Here is a 16,930-nt window from a genome sequence, read left to right on the forward strand (position 1 = left end):
GGAGGCAAGGCCTCACAAGTGGGCTGGAACGCGCGGGCCCGAGCCTCAGAGCCGCAGCTCGAGCAGCACTGTGTCCCGCCATGTGCCCGCGAGGGGCCCGTGGCGCATGAGCGCGATCCGCTCGCGGCGCCCGACCTCGCGGAACCCGAACTTGCGGTGCAGGGCGAGGCTCGCGGCGTTCTCGGGGAAGACCGTGGCCTGCACGGTCCAGATCCCGTGGGCTCGGGACTCGTCGAGCAGCGCACGCATGAGCAGGGTGCCGATGCCGCGGCCGCCGTCGGCCGGGTCCACGTACAGGGAGTGCTCGACGACGCCGCGGTACACCGCGCGCGCCGACACCCGCCCCGCGCCGGTCCAGCCGAGAACACGCCCCGCGCCCTCGCCGGTGTCCTCCGCGACCAGGACGAACTCCTTGGCCGCCGCGAAGGCCTCCCACGTGGCTGGCGGCGCCGACTCGAAGGTCGCATCGCCAGCCTCGATCCCGGCCGCGTAGATGTCGCGGATGCGCGGCCAGTCCGCCGCCGTGGCCGGGCGGGTGGCGAGTGTGGATTCGGGTGGGCGGGTGGGCTGCATCGGTCCGGCGGGAGCGTCCATGGGGCGATGCTACGCGTCGGCCCATGGTCGCAGACCGATCACCTACCGCGCCCGTTCCACCCGCTCCTCGTCCCACACGGGCCCGGTCGTCTCGCGGACCTTGCCGTCGGAGCCGAACACGAGGAACCGGTCGAAGGACCGCGCGAACCAGCGGTCGTGGGTCACGGCAAGGACGGTGCCCTCGAACGCGTCGATGGCCCGCTCGAGCGCCTCGCCCGAGTGCAGGTCGAGGTTGTCGGTGGGCTCGTCGAGGAGCAGGAGTGTGGCCCCCGAGAGCTGGAGCAGGAGAATCTGGAACCGCGCCTGCTGGCCGCCCGAGAGCGATTCGTACTTCTGTTCCGCCTGCCCGGCGAGCCCGTACCCGTCAAGGGCGCCTGCTGCGGCCTCGCGGGCCAGGCCGGAGCGGTGCTCGTCGCCCCGGTGCAGGATTTCGAGCAGCGTCCGGCCGGCGAGGTCGGGCCGCGAGTGGGTCTGGGCGAAGTACCCGGGCCGGATCCGGGCCCCGAGCTTGACCGTCCCCTCGTGTGAGACTGGCGCGATCACGACATCGGAGACCGGCTGGTGCTCACGCTCCGGATCGGTCCCGCCGAGCGCGAGCAGCCGCAGGAAGTGGCTCTTCCCCGAACCGTTCGAGCCCAGCACGGCCACCCGGTCGCCGAACCAGATCTCGGCGTCGAACGGCTTCATGAGCCCGGTGAGCCCGAGCTTCTCGGCCACGATCGCGCGCTTTCCGGTCCGCCCGCCGCGCAGCCGCATGTGCACGTTCTGCTCCACGGGCAGCGCCTCCGGTGGCCCGGCGGCGAGGAACTTCTCGAGTCGGGTCTGGGCCGCGTGGTAGCGGTTGGCCATGTCGGAGCGGAAGGCGGCCTTCGTCTTGTACATGGTCACGAGCTCCTTGAGCTTCGCGTGCTCCTCGTCCCAGCGCTTGCGCAGCTCCTCGAAGCGGGCGTTCCGCTCGGCGCGCGCCTCGACGTAGGAGGCAAAGCCGCCGCCGTGGATCCACGCGCTCGCGCCGTTGATGCCGGGCTCGAGCGTCACGATGCGCTGGGCGGCGTTGTTGAGCAGCTCGCGGTCGTGGCTAATGAAGAACACGGTCTTGCGGGACTCGTTGAGCTTCGCCTCGAGCCAGCGCTTGCCCGGGACGTCGAGGTAGTTGTCCGGCTCGTCGAGGAGCAGGAGGTCGTCGGGGCCTGCGAAGAGCGCCTCGAGCACGAGCCGCTTCTGCTCGCCGCCGGAGAGGGTCGACGCCGCGCGGTGCTGTGCCCGCTCGTACGGCATCCCGAGCGCGGCCATGGTGACCTCGTCCCAGACGGTCTCCCACTCATAGCCGCCGGCATCGCCCCATTCGGCGATCGCGTGCGCGTAGGCCATCTGGGTGGCCTCGCCGTCGTCCTCCATCATGGCCAGTTCGGCGGCGTCGAGCGCGCGGCCCGCGGCGGCGACGGACGACGGCGCGGCCCCCAGGAGGAGGTCCCGCACCGTCGATTCATCCCTGACCTGCCCGATGAACTGCCGCATGACACCCATCGAGCCGGACCGGCCCACCACGCCCTCGTCCGGGGTGAGATCCCCGGCGATGATCTTGAACAGCGTCGTCTTGCCCGTGCCGTTCGGCCCGATGAGGGCGGTCTTTGAGCCCTCTGGGACCTTGAACGTGACGCCGTTCAGGAGCGGGGTGCCGTCGGAGAGGACATAGTCGATGCCGGAGAGGTCGAGGTGGGCCACCCGTCAAGCGTAGTGGTTCACACGCTCGCGGCTTCAGCGGCGGGTGCGTCGACCACGGCGGAGGGAGCGCCGTCGTCGTGCGGCGCGAGCCTCTTGACGAAGAGCGAGACGAGGATCGCCGCGAGGGACACCATGCCGCCGAGGATGAAGGCGCCGTGCGTGCCGTTGGCGAGCGCCTCGGCGACGCCCGTGCCGGCGGCAGCGGCGGCCGCGCCGACGCTCAGCGCGGTCACGAACAGGGCGGTGCCGGCCGCGCCGGCAAGCTGCTGCATCGTGTTGACGATCGCGCTGCCGTGGCCATAGAGCTCACGGGGCAGCGAGCCGAGGGAGACGGTCATGAGCGGGGTCATGACCATGGCCATGCCGACGGAGAACAGCACGTGCATCGCAACGACCGTGGCGAGGGGGGTGCTCTGGCCCATCGTGGTGAACCACCACTGGCCTGCGGCCATGAGGACGGCGCCCGGGATCACGAGCGGGCGCGGGCCGATGCGGTCGTAGACGCGGCCGATGATCGGCGAGATGATGCCCTGGATGAGGCCACCCGGGAGCAGGAGCAGGCCCGTGGTGAGCACGCTGACCGCGAGGCCGTCCTGGAGGTAGATCGGCAGGACGACGACGGTCCCAAGCATCATGCCCATGGCCATCATGATGACGACGAGCGAGACCCGGAAGTCCTTCACGCGGAAGGGGCGAAGGTCCAGGAGCGCCCCACCGCTCTCGCGGGTGAGTCGGCCCTGGCGGCGGATGAACACGGTGAGGGCCATGACGCCGACGACGAACGCGACCACGGGTGCCCAGCTGCCCTCGAAGAGGGTCTCGATGGTCGCGAGGCCGTACACGAGGCCGCCGAAGCCGAAGACGGAGAGCACCACGGAGAGCGCGTCGAGGCGCGGGGACTGCGCCGCGTGGGGCATGCGGATCACGGAGACGCCGAGGATCCAGAGAATCACGATGAGCGGGAGCAAGAGGCCGAAGATCCAGCGCCAGTTGAAGCTGTGCATGACCACGCCGGCGAGGGTCGGGCCGATGGCCGGAGCGACGGAGATCACCACTGAGTTGAGACCCATCACCGTGCCGCGGTGCGAGGGGGCGACCCAGTGGAGCGTCGTCGTCATCAGCAGCGGCAGGATGATCGCCGTGCCGAAGGCCTGGACGACGCGGGCCACGAGCATGACGCCGAACGTCGGGGCGAAGGCCGCGATGGCCGTGCCGGCGAGGAAGAAGAGGATCGCGGCGGCGAAGAGGCCGCGCGTGCTGAAGCGCTGGAGCAGGTAGCCGGTGGTCGGGATGACCACGGCCATGGTGAGCATGAAGCCCGTGGTGAGCCACTGGGCGGTGGCCGCGCTGACGGCGAAGTCGGTCATGAGCTGCGGGAGCGCAACGCTCAGCACGGTCTCGTTGAGGATCATCACGAGGGCCGCGAGGACCAGGACAGTGATGGCGACGGTGGTCGATCGGGTGGTGGGTGTCTTCTGGGCGGAAGCGGGCGGCGGGGCAGCAGACATCGAGGCCTTTCCGGGGGCAGGGTGGGATTTCACTCCACTATGGCACGTTGTGACAAGTTGTCGTAAGCTGACATGAACGTGAGCGTTCTCACGTCCCGCCCACCCGATCCAGCCGTGATACACAGGTGTCCATGCACGAGCCATCCCGCCCTGGCCTCCGCGAGCGACGCCGTCGCGACACCCAGCAGGACGTCCATGAGGCGGCGCTCGACCTCTTCGAGGCCCAGGGCGTGCGCGGGACCACGGTCCAGCAGATCGCCGAGCGCGCAGGCATCTCATCGCGCACGTTCTTCCGCTATTTCTCCTCCAAGGAGCAGGCGGCCATCCCCGGCCAACGACACCTGCTCGAGGCGATCCAGAGCCACACGGTCTCCGAGACCGCCCGCGTTGCAGGCCTCGGCGCCGTGCTGCGCGAGGTCGGGTCCGCCGTGGAGGCCGTGATCGCGGGCGAGGGCGGCCCGGACCTCGAGGACCACCGCCGCGTCACGCGCCTTCTCGCGAACGAGCCCGACCTCGCGCTCCTCGCGGCGGCCCAGGAGCAGGAGTTCGTGGTGCGCCTGCGGGAGCGGCTCACCCCCCAGCTGCCCAACGCCGAACGCCTGGCCATCCGCGTTCTGGCCGAGGTCGCCGTGGTCCTGTGGAGGAGTTCGTGGGAGGAATGGGCCGAGACTGTGCGGGACGGGGACGCGCCGGACCCGCTCGAGGTCTTCCGCCGCTCGCGCGAGACCCTGCTCGCCATCGTCGGCTCCGGGGACATCACGCAAGGGCTCAACCTGAGGAGGACGATGTGATCGAGATCCTGACCGCAGCCGAACTGGCCCAGGCGCGGGAGACCGGTGCGCTCGTCGCCGACATCCTGCAGACCCTCAAGCGTCGCAGCGCCCCCGGCGTCAACCTCCTGGAGATCGACGACTGGACCAGAGCCATGATTATCGAGGACGGGGCGGTGTCCTGCTATGTGGACTATGAGCCGTCCTTCGGCCGGGGCGCGTTCGGGCACTACATCTGCACGTCCGTCAACGACGCCGTGCTCCACGGGCTGCCGCGCGACTACCTGCTGGCAGACGGCGACCTGCTGACGCTCGACCTCGCCGTCAGCAAGGGCGGCGTCGCCGCGGACTCTGCCATCAGCTTCATCGTGGGCGACTCACGGCCCCCCGAGAGCGTGGCTTTGATCGCCGCTACCGAACGCGCGCTGGACGCGGGCATCGCCGCGGCCCGCCCCGGCGCCCAGATCGGCGACATCTCCGCGGCCATCGGCTCGATCCTGAGCGAGGCGGGGTACCCGGTCAACACCCTGTTCGGGGGCCACGGCATCGGATCGACCATGCATCAGGACCCGCACATTCCGAACACGGGACGCCCCGGCCGCGGCTACCGGCTGCGCCCCGGGCTGCTGCTCGCCCTGGAGCCGTGGGTCATGGCGGACACCGCCGAGCTCGTCACCGATGCCGACGGGTGGACGCTCCGGAGCGCAACGGGTTCCCGGACGGCGCACAGCGAGCACACGATCGCCGTGACGGAGGACAGGGCCGAGATCATCACCCTGCCGCGGCAGGCTCAGGGCTGAGACCACCCGGCGTCCCCCCACGCACGGAAGGGCGGCGTACGACGTCGGGTGCCCGCCCGCCGTCGTACGCCGCCTTGCGCCGGAATCCGGCCCTACTCCGCAGTGCGCGTCGTGAACGGCAGCACGAGCCGGGACGGGTGCGTCGCGTCTCGGTAGACCTTGTGCGTCACGGGCCGGCCCACGGGGAGGTGGAACGCGTCCGGTGGCAGGAGCGAGTTGTGCTCGTCCACGAGGGGCTCGTCGTTGGAGAGCTCCACCGTGAGCCGGTGGCCCGGCAGGAACGTGTTCGCAAACGGGTAAAGCCGCACCACGTACTCCTCGATCCTCCCCGGCTCCACGGGCACGGTGCGGGTGTGCGGGTGATACGGGCTGCCCTCGGTGGTGCGCTCGTCGAGCTCGCGGTGCGAGGCCTTGAGGTAGCCCGTGGTGATGAGCTGCCGCTTGCCGTTCGGGGCCGTGTCCCACAGGCGCAGGATGAAGTTCGTGTCGTCTTGGTCGATCTCGGCGAACAGGTGCGCGGCGCCGGTGCCCATCATCTCGGTGCGCTCCTCGAACGCCTCTGTAGTCCAGGAGAGGACCTCGACCTTGTCCGTGACGGTGAGCGGGGCCTGGTAGAACCCGTCCGGTGCGGCGTGGGCGGTGCCCATGGGCTCGGGCTCGGCCGAGAGCTTGCGGCGCGGGCGGAGGTACAGCGGGCGGTACTCGATGTCCTTGGGCGGGAAGGCGGTGCCGGTGACGTGCTCGCGGGAGCCCTCGACGAACACCGAGACCTCCGGCTCGTCCATGATGCCGTTGTCGATGCCCTTGATCCAGTAGTCGTACCAGCGGAACATCTTCTCGTGCTCCTCGATGAAGGGGCGCGACTGCATGGGCGGGTACGGGCCGATGTCCAGCTTCTTGGGGCCCTTGAGGGTGTTGAACAGCTCGATCGTGCCGTCCAGCGTCCAGCCTCGGCCCTGGTCGAGCTGGAGGTAGACCGGGATGTCGATGTTCTTCGCGAGGTTGACCGGGTTGCGCTCCTCGTACCACTCGCCGTCGAGCTCGTTCATCACGATGTCGAACCACGCCTCGTGGTTCTTCGGGTAGTTCAGCGTGTGGACCAGGTTCGGCCACGCGGCCACGTCCGGATCCGCGAGCCGCTCCGCGACGAGCTTCTTGATCTCCTCCGGCGAATACTGCTCGAGCATGCGGGACTTCACCCGGTCCGTGAACGCCCACCCGGAGTCGCCGCCGCGGCCCTCGCGCGCGGCACGCGGCATGAACCACATGACGCCGCCGTGGTACGTGGTCTCGTAGAAGTCGTAGTGGCCGCCGGAGACGAAGATCGCCTTCAGGTGCGGGGGCCGCTCGGCCGCGGCGAGGATCTGCATGGACCCGAAGTAGGAGATGCCGATCATGCCCACGTTGCCGTCGCACCACGGCTGCTCGGCGACCCACTCGATGAAGTCGTACGCGTCCTGGCCCAGAGATACGCCGCCGGCGTTGTAGTTGCCGATGTGCTCCCCGCCCGAATCGCCGGAGCCGCGCAGGTCCCCGATCACGTGGGCGTAGCCCTCGCCGACCACCCGGGCGATGTCCCCGGCCTCGATGCAGCCGTCCCACATCGGGCTCGGTCGCCGTTGTGGCGGCATGGTCAGGGCGAGGGCCTGCAGCTCCTTGCCGTACGGGCTCAGCGCCACCAGCGCCGGCCGCGGCGCGTCCTCGGTGCCGTGGTACACGTCGAGGGCGAGCTCGACGCCGTCCCGCATCGGGGCGCGGAGGTGCTTGCGGACGGCGATGCTGTGGCCGCCCGCGTCGATGGTCTGGTACTCAGCCATGGATGGAATGCTCCTGGTTCTGAAGGGCGCGGGTCAGGTAGCCGTCGAGGGTCGTGAAGAACGGGGACGGCTCGAGGGTCGGGTCGCCGTCGTAGCCGAGCTCCCGGGCGACCCGCTCGAACGGCGAGTAGGGAGACTCAGTCTCGACGACGCCGTCGTGCACATAGCGTTCGACGGCGCCGCGGATGCGCGCCTCGAGCGCGAGGCTCTCCTCGAGCGCGCGGTGAGCCTGCGCGGAGTCGAGTTCGACGCCGTACGGCTCGCCGTCCGCGCCGCGGTACGGGTGCCCGAGGTACAGGCGCTCGGGGCGCACCTCGTCCCGGAGGTACTCAAGGCTCGAGCGGTAGGCGTCCGGGTCGGTGTAGCCAGGGAACCGGTTCGCCGCTCCGTGGATCTGGACGGCGTCGCCGACAAACACGGAGTTCTCGCCGCTGAGATTCGGCGTGGCGAGGCGGTAGGCCACCGACCCGGGCGTGTGGCCGGGCACAGGATGAACCGATAGCGTCACGTCCCCGCCAAGGGAGATGATCTCGCCGCCGTGGACGAGGACAGCGGGCTCCATCTCGCCGGAGATGGCCGACGCGGCGGTCTGGGCCTGCTGCTGCACGCCGTCAGGGTTCTTGAGGTACTTCTGGCGACCCGCGGCGTACTCCTCGACGTGCCCGTCTCGCGAGCGGAGCATGTGCGCGTCGGCCTCATGGATCACGACCTTGGCGCGGCCTCCGGTGAGCTCCCAGAGGGCCTTCGCGCCACCGAGGTGGTCGATGTGGCCGTGGGTGAGGAAGATCCACTTGATCTCGTCGATGCTGCGGCCCAGCTGCTCAAGCGCGGGGACCATGCCCTCCCGGGGGGAGGAAGCGATGCCCGTGTCGACGATCGCCGGCTCGGGCGCGTCGATGAAGTAGCTGTAGAGGCCGAACCGGCCCCACGGCGAGACGAGTGGGTGGACGGTGGCTGCGCCGTTCATCGTCCGCCCGCCTTCGAGGCCAGGACGCCGGCCAGGAAGTCCCGGGTCTGGGCGAAGGCCGCGGCGTACTCGGGGATCCAGCCGAAGTTCGCCACGAAACCGTGGTTAGCGCCCGCGTACCGCGTGACGGTCGCGTCGACGCCCGCCTCCGCGAGGCGCCGGCCGTAGAGCTCGCCCTCGTCCCGCAGCGGGTCGAACTCCGCGGTGAGGATGAGGGCCGCCGGGAGGCCGGTGAGGTCCTCACGCTTGATCGGGGAAACGAGCGGGTCGGCGGGATCGGCGCCGCTGTCGAGGTAGAACGCGTTGAACGGCTTCAGGCCCGCGGTCTCGAGGCCGTAGCCGACCGCGTTCTCCCACAGCGAGGCATAGCGGGCCTCGTCGAAGTCGAGGTCCAGGGACGGGTAGTAGAGGATCTGGTGGGTGATCCGGTCGAAGCCGTCGTCATGCGCCATGGCAGCGACGGCGGCGGCGAACGTGCCGCCGGAACTGTCGCCGGCCACGGCGAGCGTGGTCCCGTCCCACGTGAGGAGCTCGCCGTGCTCGGCGGCCCAGCGGACCACGCCGTAGCAGTCAGTCAGGCCGGCGGGGAAGGCGGCCTCCGGGGCCCGGCGGTACCCGACGGAGATGACCTTGAGGCCGGTCTCCGTGGCCAGCGCACGGGCCACGTGGTCGTGGGTGTCGAGGCTTCCGAGGAAGAACGCGCCGCCGTGGAAGTACACGATGACCCCGTGCGCGTCGGCTTCGGTGGGCGTGTAGATCCGGACCGGGACGTCGCCCGACGGCGTGGCGGCCACGGCGTCGTCGACCGCGTGCAGCGGGAGGCGGTCGGCGGGGGCGGCGACGTGCGACTCCTCGTCTGCACGGAGCACGGCAGGATCAATCGGGCCCGGCGGCGGGGACGGGAGACTCGCGACGATACGGGCGATCTCTGGATGCAGCGCCATGGGCTCAGGCCTCGACGGTCTCGGCCGGTGCCGACTGCTGCTGGGACTCGGGCTTCTGGCCGGGGAAGACGGAGTTGACCTCGTCTTCGCTCCAGCCTTGGCGCGAGATGCGCTGCAGCTCGTCGGTGACGGGCTTGCGGGTGGCCTGGTACTGCGCGAGCGCCTCCTTGACCGTGTCGGCCTCGGCGAGGGCGTCGGCGAGGGCGCCGGCGTCGAGGATCGCGGAGTTGGCGCCCTGCCCCTGGTGGTGGAGCATCGAGTGGGCGGCGTCGCCGACGAGGACAACGGAGTCGGAGTGCCAGACGTCGACGGGGTCGATGTCGTAGACCGCGCGGACATTCACAGTGTCCATGTCGAGCTCGCGGGTGATGTCCACGATGCGCTGGTCGAAGCCCTCGACGGTCTTGAGGAGGTCCTCCTTCGTGATGGACGGCGCCCACGTGCTCTCCGGGTTCAGGACCGTGATGTCGAAGGAGACCTGATTGCGGTGGCGCAGCGGCAGGAAGTAGACCTTCGTGCCGTGGCCGATGTACATGCGCAGGTTGTCATCGATGGTCAGGCCGTGCGTGGCGTCGGCGTCGATGACGGCGCGGTAGGCGTGCTCGCCGGAGAAGACCGGGCCCTTGTCGCTGAAGAGCTGCTCGCGCACCACGGACTTGATGCCGTCGGCGCCGACCACGAGGTCGGCCTCGACGACGGCGCCGTTGGTGAAGGTCAGGACGGACTTGTCCCTGTCAATGCCTTCGGCGGCCTCGATCTTCTCGAGCTTGTGGCCCAGCTTGACCATGCCCTCGGGGAGCACGCCGATGAGGGCCTCGATGAAGTCGCCGCGGTGGATGAGGTGCGTGGGGCCGTACTTCTCGATCTCGGGCCAGGAGTCCTTCATGATCGGCTCGCCGGTGGCGGTCAGGATCTCGAAGTAGTCGCTCGGGGAGGAGACGGCGGCGATCGCGTCACGGATCCCCCACTGGCGGAAACGCTCCATGGAGTTGGGGCGCAGGCCGATGCCGGCGCCGACCTCGCGGGTCTGGCCGGCCTGCTCGTAGACGGTGACGTTCGCGCCCAGCAGGCTCAGGGCCTTGGCCGAGGCGGCTCCGGCGTAGCCGGCCCCGATGATGGCGATGTTCAGGTTCTTCAGCATTGAAGAGTTCATGGCTGGGTCTCTTTCTGGGAAGTCAGTTCTTGATGCTCAGGAAGTCGGCGGGGCTCTCGACGAAGATCTTGGTGATGGTCTCCTCGTCGACGCCGGCCTTGCGCAGGTCGGGGATGAGCTGCTCGAAGATGTAGTTCACGGTGTGGCCCTTGACGCCGGGCCAGCCCAGCGGGCTGCAGTTCGCGTCGGCGGAGGCGAGGACCCGGTCGGCCTGGCCGCCCTGGACGAAGCGCAAGAAGTGCTCGAGCCGCTTGTTGCGCGGCCGGGCCCAGAAGGGCGGATCGGGCAGCTCGGTCTCGTAGCCGAACGTGTCGAAGCCGAGGCGTCCGCCCTGCTCGACGATCCAGGTGTCCTGGGTCTTCTCGGCGTTCACGCCGTCGTCGACGTGGCCGAAGAGCACGCGGTCCAGCGGAAGGCCTTCCTCGCGGAAGATCGCGATGGCGGGCTCGGCGTCGATCGCGAGGTGGGTCAGGATCGGCACACCGGTCTGCACTGCAGCGCGGGCGGCGGCGCGGTAGATCTTCTTGTCCAAGTCAGTCATGCGCCCGCCCCGGCTCACGCCGACCTTGATGACGCCCGCCTTGGCACCGGTGCCGCCGATACCCACGGTGATCTCGTGGACGAACTGGGCCGCGAGGTACTCGACGGACGCGTTCGCGAAGTGCGGGAGGGCCGTGTCCCCGCCCACGAACCCGGTGCACGCGACGATGTGCACGCCGGTCTTCGCCGAGAGGGACTTGTAGTAGTCCACGTCGCGGCCATTGCAGATCCCGGTCGCGTCCACGAACGTCCCGCCGCCGTTCTCATGGAAGGCGCGGAGCTTCGGCACGGTCTCCTCGTACCGCTGCTCGGGGGTCTTCCACCACGTAGTGTCCAGCTCTGAGCCGGGCATGCCGTAGCCGATGTGCTCGTGGATGGCCACGAGGCCGAGTTCTTCGGCGGGAATGGTTCCCAGGACCGTGTTCACCTTGGACATGGGTCACGCAGCCTTTGTGATCGAGAGGGCCAGGAGGTCGCGCGGGTTGTCCACGAGGATGCGCTGGGCGTCCTCGTCGCTCAGGCCCTGCGCCGCCAGGAGGGGCATGAATGCTGAGAGGACGTAGCTGAAGGGCACGTCCGAGTCGGGCTGGCCCTTCGCGACGCCGATCGCGTTGGACGAGAGCAGGATGCGGTCCGCGTGGCCAACCGCGACGAGCTCGAGCACCGCGGCAACCCGCTCGGCGTCGGTGAGGTGGTCGGCGTCGTCGTCCAGGCCCACATGGTCGAACGCGACGAAGGCGCCCCGACGGGCGACGGCGAGTGGCGCCCCCGCAGCGACCGCATCCTTGCGGTCGAGACCGCCGACGACGACGCGGGCGGCCGGGAGCTTCTCGTTCAGGACGACCTCGAGCTCGGCGACGGCATCCTTGCCGTAGCGGATCGAGAGCGGGACCCCCGTGGCGAGGGCGGTCCGGGCCGCGCCGCGGAACAGGCTCTCGTCCGTGGGCGTCATGCCCGCGCGGGTGGCAGCGGTGGCCACCAGCCCAGCGGCGCCGCGCCGCTCGACGCGCGGCACCACCATGCCCTCCGTGACCTCCTTGGTGAAGAGGACAGCGAACTTCTCGGCCGGCCACGGCGTGGGCGGATTGGTCTGCGGCGTGAGGAAGTAGCCCCCGAGCATCTCCTCCGGGCCCATGCCCGTCGAGGCGACGATGTGCACGCCGGTGCTGCGCGAGAGCGCTTCGAGGAGCAGGACGTCGCGGCCGTGGAACATGCCCGTGCTGTCAACGATGGCCGTTCCGCCGTGCTCGCGGAAGTCCGCGAGCTTGGCCGCCAGGGCCTCGAAGATCTCGGCGCGGTCCATCGTGACGTCGAACGCGTACTCGGCGCCCGGGACCACCGAGAGCAGCGCCTCGTGGACCGCGACCACCCCCAGCTCGTCGGCGGGGATCGGGCCCAGCACAGTATTGACGGACGTGCCGGGGCGCGGCTCGTCCGTGTGGATATCGCCGAGGGCGATGGCTGTGGGGTGACTCAAGGCCTCTCCTTTGGAGCTTGGGGACGGGGGCTTGGGGAAGGGGAAACGCCCGGCGGGAGCCCGGCGTACTGTGCCTAGCATCACACTCTCTTTACATGATGTCAAGAAACTTTCCATCGCGTTTCCATCGTCACGTCCGCAAATCATGCATCACGTTGTGACTCTTGACACTATGTAAAGATACAGGCAAACTGTGGTGCAGCACACCCCTCTTCCTCACTTGGAAACGAAGGAGTTTCATCGATGAGTCAGGTCAGCACGACGCCGGGCGGAGGCTCGGCACGTGCCACGTTCGTGGCCGCCTACAGCGCAGTCACCCTCGCCCAGATCACCAACGCCCTGCCCGGCGCCCTCAACGGCACGTTCGCCAACGACTTCCATACGTCGGGCGCGGGCCTGACTTGGATCGCGGGCATGTTCATGATGGGAATCGTCGTCTTCGAGCTCAGCTGGGGGCTCCTCGGCGACCTGTTCGGACGGAAGAAGCTCCTCTACGCGGGCGCGGCAGCCACCGCCGTCGGCTCCGTCCTCGCCGCGCTCGCGCCGACCACCGGGATGATGATCTTCGCCCAGGCGATCGGCGGCATCGGTGCCGGCATCCTCTTCCCCATCTCGCTCTCGATGATCGCCGCCATCACGCCGGACCACCGGGCGCGGGCGCGGGCCATCGCCACGTGGGCGGGCTTCCTCTCGCTCGGCGCAGTCATCTCCCCCGTGCTCGCAGGCCTCACCGCGCAGATCTTCACGGTTCCCAGCGCGGCCGGAGCACCGGAAGGCGCTACGGCCGTGTTTCACGGCTGGCGCGTCGCCTACTACGTCGCGGCCGCACTCGCCGTCGTCGTCCTCGTCGTTGCGGTCCGCGCCACTGACTCCGCCGCCCCCCAGGGACGGAAGCTCGACCTCCCGGGGCAGTCCACCCTCGCGCTCGGCCTCATCGCTGTCCTCTTCGCGACGGTCCAGGCTGTCGATGCGGGCTTCGGCTCGCCCGAGGTCATCGCGAGCTACGTCGTGGGCGGCATCCTGCTCGTCCTCTTCGTGGTCATCGAGTCGCGGACCCGCCAGCCGCTCATCCACCTCTCACTGTTCAAGAACAGCGCCTACTCGATCACCGGAATCGTCGCTGTCACCGGCATGTTCGCGTTCCTCGCGATCGCCTTCAGCACCAGCGTCGCCGTCGGCGGGCTCGCGCTGGCAGACACCTGGAAGGTGGGCGTGCTGTTCGTCTTCATCCAGGGTCCCGCCTTCCTCCTGATCCCCGTGGTGGGGTGGCTCATCCACCACGTTGCGCCGCGCTGGGCGCTCACCGCCGGCTTCGCCTTCATGGCCTTGTCCGGCTATTGGCTCTCCACGTTCTCCCTCGGCGTCCCGGAGCAGTTCGGCGGCACCCCGTGGACGGCCTTCATCCTTCCCCTCCTGTTCCTCGGCATCGGCTTCGCACTCACGATCGGTGCCATCACCGCCGTCGCGATCAACACCGTCCAGCCGAAGGACATCGGCATGGCCTCGGCCACGACGAACCTCCTGCGCGACCTCGGGTTCGCCCTCGGTCCGGTGATCGGCTCCGCCATCGCGTTCAGCATCGGCGCGTCGGTCTTCGCAGGCCCCCTCGCCGGCATCCTCAACGGGGCCGGGCTGCCCGCGGACGCCGTCGCCGGGCTGTCCCAGATACCGCCGCTCGGATTCCTCTCGGGCTGGGATGGCGTCATCGCGCAGTTCTCAGGTCAAGCGCTTGCCGGGGGCGCGCCCCAGCAGGCAGTCAGCGGCATGGTCGGCGCCCTCGGCGCAGTCCAGCACCAGATCCAAGGTGTAGCCGGCACATCGCTGGGCCAGGGCTTCCAGATGGTGTACCTCGTGGCCGCCGTCGCGGCGACGGTCTCCGCCCTCCTGACCCTCTTCATCTCCGGGCGCTCGACGGCACCCTCCGCTGATGCGATCGCAGAGACCACCGAGGCCAACGCCGAGGCTGCGGCCGATGCGGCCGCCGTGACCTCCAGGGACTGACCGGCCCTCCCGAAGCCCCCACCAGACCAATTCCAACTTCCCACAGAGAGCACCACCAATGAGCACTCCACTCGAATCAGACATCGACATCTGGTCCGACGAGATCGTCGTCGACCCCTACCCCGCCTACGCCGAACTGCGCGAGCAGGCCGGTGTGGTCCACCTCCCCAAGAACGACCTCTACGTCCTCACCCGCTATGACGTCATCCGCGACGCCCTCGGTGATCCGGCGACGTTCTCGTCGACCACGCTCGGCTTCAACCCGATGGTCAACGAGGCGCTGCAGGGGACCTCGCTCGCATCCGACCCGCCGATGCACACGCAGCTGCGGGCCACGCTGTCGGAGAACCTCACACCGCGCGCACTTCGTGGGCTCAAGGTCGTCATCGACGAGAAGGCAGAGAAGCTCGTCGCCGAACTCGTCGCCGCGGGCAGCTTCGAAGCCATCGACTCGCTCGCACGGGCCTTCCCGCTCGAGATCGTCGCCGACCTCATCGGCTTCAGCGGGCACGTCAAGGACAACATGCTGCGTTGGGGCCAGGCCGCCATGCAGGTGCTCGGCCCGATGAACCAGCGCACGCAGGAGAGCTTCCCCATCGCGGGCGAGCTCTACGGCTGGTGCTCCTCCGTCAAGGCCGAGGACCTCACTCCGGGCTCGATCGGCCGGGGCATCTTCGACGCCGAGGCCCGCGGCGACATCCCCGAGGGCACGGCCGGCCACATCATCCACCAGTACCTCGGCGCCGGCGTGGATACGACTATCGCCTCTATCGGGAACATCGTGGCCCTCTTCGGTCGCCACCCCGAGCAGCTCGAGATCGTCCGCGAGAACCCGGACCTCGTGCCTGCGGCCTTCGCCGAGGTGCTGCGCTACTGGGTGCCGATCCACATCTGGGGCCGCACCACGACCCGCGAGGTCGAGATCGACGGCTACACCGTCCCGAAGGGCGCCCAGATCGGACTCCTCATCGGCGCGGGCAACCGCGACCCGCGCCACTACGAGAACCCGGACACCTTCGATGTCCGGCGCAACCCGACCGACCACCTCTCGTTCGGCTACGGCCCGCACGGGTGCGCCGGCCAGGGCCTCGCACGGCTCGAAGGACACGCGATCGTCAGCGCGCTGGCCCGCCAGGTCAAGTCGATCACGATCTCGGAGCCGGTCCGGGTCCCGAGCAACATGACCCGCAGCATTGAGTCCCTCCGCGTCCTCGGGGTGGTCGCAGCATGAGCAGCCGGATCGAACTCGACCGCCCTCGCTGCGAGGGCCACGGCCTCTGCGAGGAGGCCGCACCCCGGCTCATGCACCTCGACGACGACGGCGACCTGGTGATCGATGTCGAGGAGGTCGACGGCGCGGATCTCGAGGCCGCCAAGGCGGCCGTCCGCGTATGTCCAGTCGCCGCCCTCCGCCTGGTCTCGGCATGACGGCACCTCTCCGGCGCATCGTCGTCGTCGGCAACGGCATCGCCGGGCTCACCGCCTGCGACTCGCTGCGCTCCGGCGGGTTCGACGGCGAGCTGACGGTCGTCGGCGCCGAAACGCACCACCCGTACAGCCGCCCGGCTCTGTCGAAGGCGCTCCTGCACGGCGATGATGACCTGAACGCGCACCAGCTGCCCGAGCCGACGCACGAGGCATCGGTGCTGCTCGGCGTCGGTGCCGCCGGTCTGGACGTCGAGGCGCGCGTCGTCAAGCTCGACGACGGCGGCGAGGTTCCGTACGACGGCCTGGTCATCGCGTCCGGCTCGCGGGCGCGGCGCCTCGCTCCCGAGGCCGGCCGGTCCCCTGACGGGGCCGGAGCGCAGGACGTCACCCTCCGCACGATCGAGGATGCGATCCTGCTCAAGCAGCGCGTCGAGTCCCGGCCCGCCGTCGTCGTCGTGGGCGGCGGGCCCCTCGGCATGGAGGTCGCCTCCGGCTGCCTCCACGCCGGGTGCGAGGTCACGCTCGTCACGGACGGCCAGCCGCTCGCGCGCCAGCTCGGAGGCTACCTGTCCGAGGTCTTCACCTCCGCAGCCGCGCGGCGCGGGCTCCGGTTCGTGCACGGCGGCAAGGCCCGTCTGGCCGGATCCGGCACGGACGCACGGGTGGCTCTCGCCCACGGAACGGTGCTGGAGGCGGACCTGATCGTCGCGGCAGTGGGCGATGAGCCGAACACGGGCTGGCTCGCGGGCTCCGGGATCCTTACCGGGGACGGCTCGCTGCGCGTCGACTCGCGGGGCCGCGTCCGCCCCGACATCGTGGCGGCCGGGGACGTGGCGCACTTCCCGGCCCGGCGGGGCATGGGCCGCGTGCCGCTGTGGACGAGCGCGATCGATCAGGCCAAGTCCGCGGCGGCGGGCCTGCTGGAGGGCGACTCGGCACCCGAGTTCGACTTCGAGCCATACTTCTGGACCGAAGGCTTCGGCCTTTCTCTCAAGGCGGTCGGCTTCACGCCGGTGGTCGGCCTCCCGGACTACCTCGAAGAGGGCGCCGTTTCGGAATCGAAGCTGCTGCGATGGCAGCATGAGGACGGGTCCGGGACGGCCACGGCGATCAACTACCGGATCGCCATCCCGAAGCTGCGGCGCCTGGCCGGTTCCGGCCCGGAGGCGCTCGCGCGCCCATCGCTCACCGCACTCCAGCATTAGG

General features: G+C 69.8%; 15 protein-coding genes. 6 read left to right on the forward strand and 9 right to left on the reverse strand.

Features of this window, described 5'->3' with window-relative positions; genetic code table 11:
• Nucleotides 1–45: 45 nt before the first annotated feature.
• From RBS60_RS16335 to RBS60_RS16345, 3 genes are read right to left on the reverse strand one after another with little or no spacing between them, the layout of a single operon-like run.
• Nucleotides 46–594 (reverse strand): N-acetyltransferase family protein, encoded by a 549-nt coding sequence (locus RBS60_RS16335; protein ID WP_307958652.1) that lies wholly within the window; start codon nucleotides 592–594, stop codon nucleotides 46–48.
• Between the two features lie 42 nt (nucleotides 595–636).
• Nucleotides 637–2,319, reverse strand: coding sequence for an ATP-binding cassette domain-containing protein (locus tag RBS60_RS16340; RefSeq protein WP_307958653.1), 1,683 nt, complete (start codon nucleotides 2,317–2,319; stop codon nucleotides 637–639).
• A gap of 17 nt (nucleotides 2,320–2,336) precedes the next feature.
• Nucleotides 2,337–3,827 (reverse strand): MDR family MFS transporter, encoded by a 1,491-nt coding sequence (locus tag RBS60_RS16345; RefSeq protein WP_307958654.1) that lies wholly within the window; start codon nucleotides 3,825–3,827, stop codon nucleotides 2,337–2,339.
• Between the two features lie 131 nt (nucleotides 3,828–3,958).
• Between RBS60_RS16345 and RBS60_RS16350 the strand changes: the two genes are divergently transcribed.
• Nucleotides 3,959–4,618, forward strand: coding sequence for a TetR family transcriptional regulator (locus RBS60_RS16350; RefSeq protein WP_307958655.1), 660 nt, complete (start codon nucleotides 3,959–3,961; stop codon nucleotides 4,616–4,618).
• Nucleotides 4,615–5,397 (forward strand): type I methionyl aminopeptidase, encoded by a 783-nt coding sequence (gene map, locus RBS60_RS16355; protein WP_307958656.1) that lies wholly within the window; start codon nucleotides 4,615–4,617, stop codon nucleotides 5,395–5,397. The genes RBS60_RS16350 and map overlap by 4 nt, the downstream gene beginning before the upstream one ends.
• A gap of 92 nt (nucleotides 5,398–5,489) precedes the next feature.
• Here the strand turns inward: map and RBS60_RS16360 are convergent, their stop codons facing one another.
• From RBS60_RS16360 to RBS60_RS16385, 6 genes are read right to left on the reverse strand one after another with little or no spacing between them, the layout of a single operon-like run.
• On the reverse strand, nucleotides 5,490–7,214 hold the full coding sequence (locus RBS60_RS16360; protein ID WP_307958657.1) for a CocE/NonD family hydrolase: 1,725 nt from the start codon (nucleotides 7,212–7,214) through the stop codon (nucleotides 5,490–5,492).
• Nucleotides 7,207–8,181, reverse strand: a complete 975-nt coding sequence (locus RBS60_RS16365; protein WP_307958658.1) for an MBL fold metallo-hydrolase — start codon at nucleotides 8,179–8,181, stop codon at nucleotides 7,207–7,209. The genes RBS60_RS16360 and RBS60_RS16365 overlap by 8 nt, the downstream gene beginning before the upstream one ends.
• Nucleotides 8,178–9,125 (reverse strand): alpha/beta hydrolase, encoded by a 948-nt coding sequence (locus RBS60_RS16370; RefSeq protein ID WP_307958659.1) that lies wholly within the window; start codon nucleotides 9,123–9,125, stop codon nucleotides 8,178–8,180. Before RBS60_RS16370 ends, RBS60_RS16365 begins: the two co-directional genes overlap by 4 nt.
• 4 nt (nucleotides 9,126–9,129) lie before the next feature.
• On the reverse strand, nucleotides 9,130–10,278 hold the full coding sequence (locus RBS60_RS16375; RefSeq protein WP_307958660.1) for an NAD(P)/FAD-dependent oxidoreductase: 1,149 nt from the start codon (nucleotides 10,276–10,278) through the stop codon (nucleotides 9,130–9,132).
• Between the two features lie 22 nt (nucleotides 10,279–10,300).
• Nucleotides 10,301–11,254: a phosphotriesterase gene (locus tag RBS60_RS16380; protein ID WP_307958661.1), complete on the reverse strand. Its 954-nt coding sequence runs from the start codon at nucleotides 11,252–11,254 to the stop codon at nucleotides 10,301–10,303.
• Between the two features lie 3 nt (nucleotides 11,255–11,257).
• On the reverse strand, nucleotides 11,258–12,295 hold the full coding sequence (locus RBS60_RS16385) for a phosphotriesterase (RefSeq protein WP_307958662.1): 1,038 nt from the start codon (nucleotides 12,293–12,295) through the stop codon (nucleotides 11,258–11,260).
• A gap of 243 nt (nucleotides 12,296–12,538) precedes the next feature.
• On the opposite strand from RBS60_RS16385, the gene RBS60_RS16390 reads away from it, so the two are divergent.
• From RBS60_RS16390 to RBS60_RS16405, 4 genes are read left to right on the forward strand one after another with little or no spacing between them, the layout of a single operon-like run.
• On the forward strand, nucleotides 12,539–14,296 hold the full coding sequence (locus RBS60_RS16390; RefSeq protein ID WP_307958663.1) for an MFS transporter: 1,758 nt from the start codon (nucleotides 12,539–12,541) through the stop codon (nucleotides 14,294–14,296).
• 58 nt (nucleotides 14,297–14,354) lie between these two features.
• Nucleotides 14,355–15,527, forward strand: coding sequence for a cytochrome P450 (locus RBS60_RS16395; protein ID WP_307958664.1), 1,173 nt, complete (start codon nucleotides 14,355–14,357; stop codon nucleotides 15,525–15,527).
• A complete protein-coding gene (locus RBS60_RS16400; RefSeq protein WP_307958665.1) occupies nucleotides 15,524–15,724 on the forward strand; it encodes a ferredoxin in 201 nt (66 codons plus the stop codon). The genes RBS60_RS16395 and RBS60_RS16400 overlap by 4 nt, the downstream gene beginning before the upstream one ends.
• Nucleotides 15,721–16,929 (forward strand): FAD/NAD(P)-binding oxidoreductase, encoded by a 1,209-nt coding sequence (locus tag RBS60_RS16405; protein WP_307958666.1) that lies wholly within the window; start codon nucleotides 15,721–15,723, stop codon nucleotides 16,927–16,929. The genes RBS60_RS16400 and RBS60_RS16405 overlap by 4 nt, the downstream gene beginning before the upstream one ends.
• Nucleotide 16,930 lies beyond the last annotated feature (1 nt).

The sequence above is a fragment of the Sinomonas sp. ASV486 genome (assembly GCF_030908215.1).
GTDB lineage: Bacteria > Actinomycetota > Actinomycetes > Actinomycetales > Micrococcaceae > Sinomonas > Sinomonas puerhi.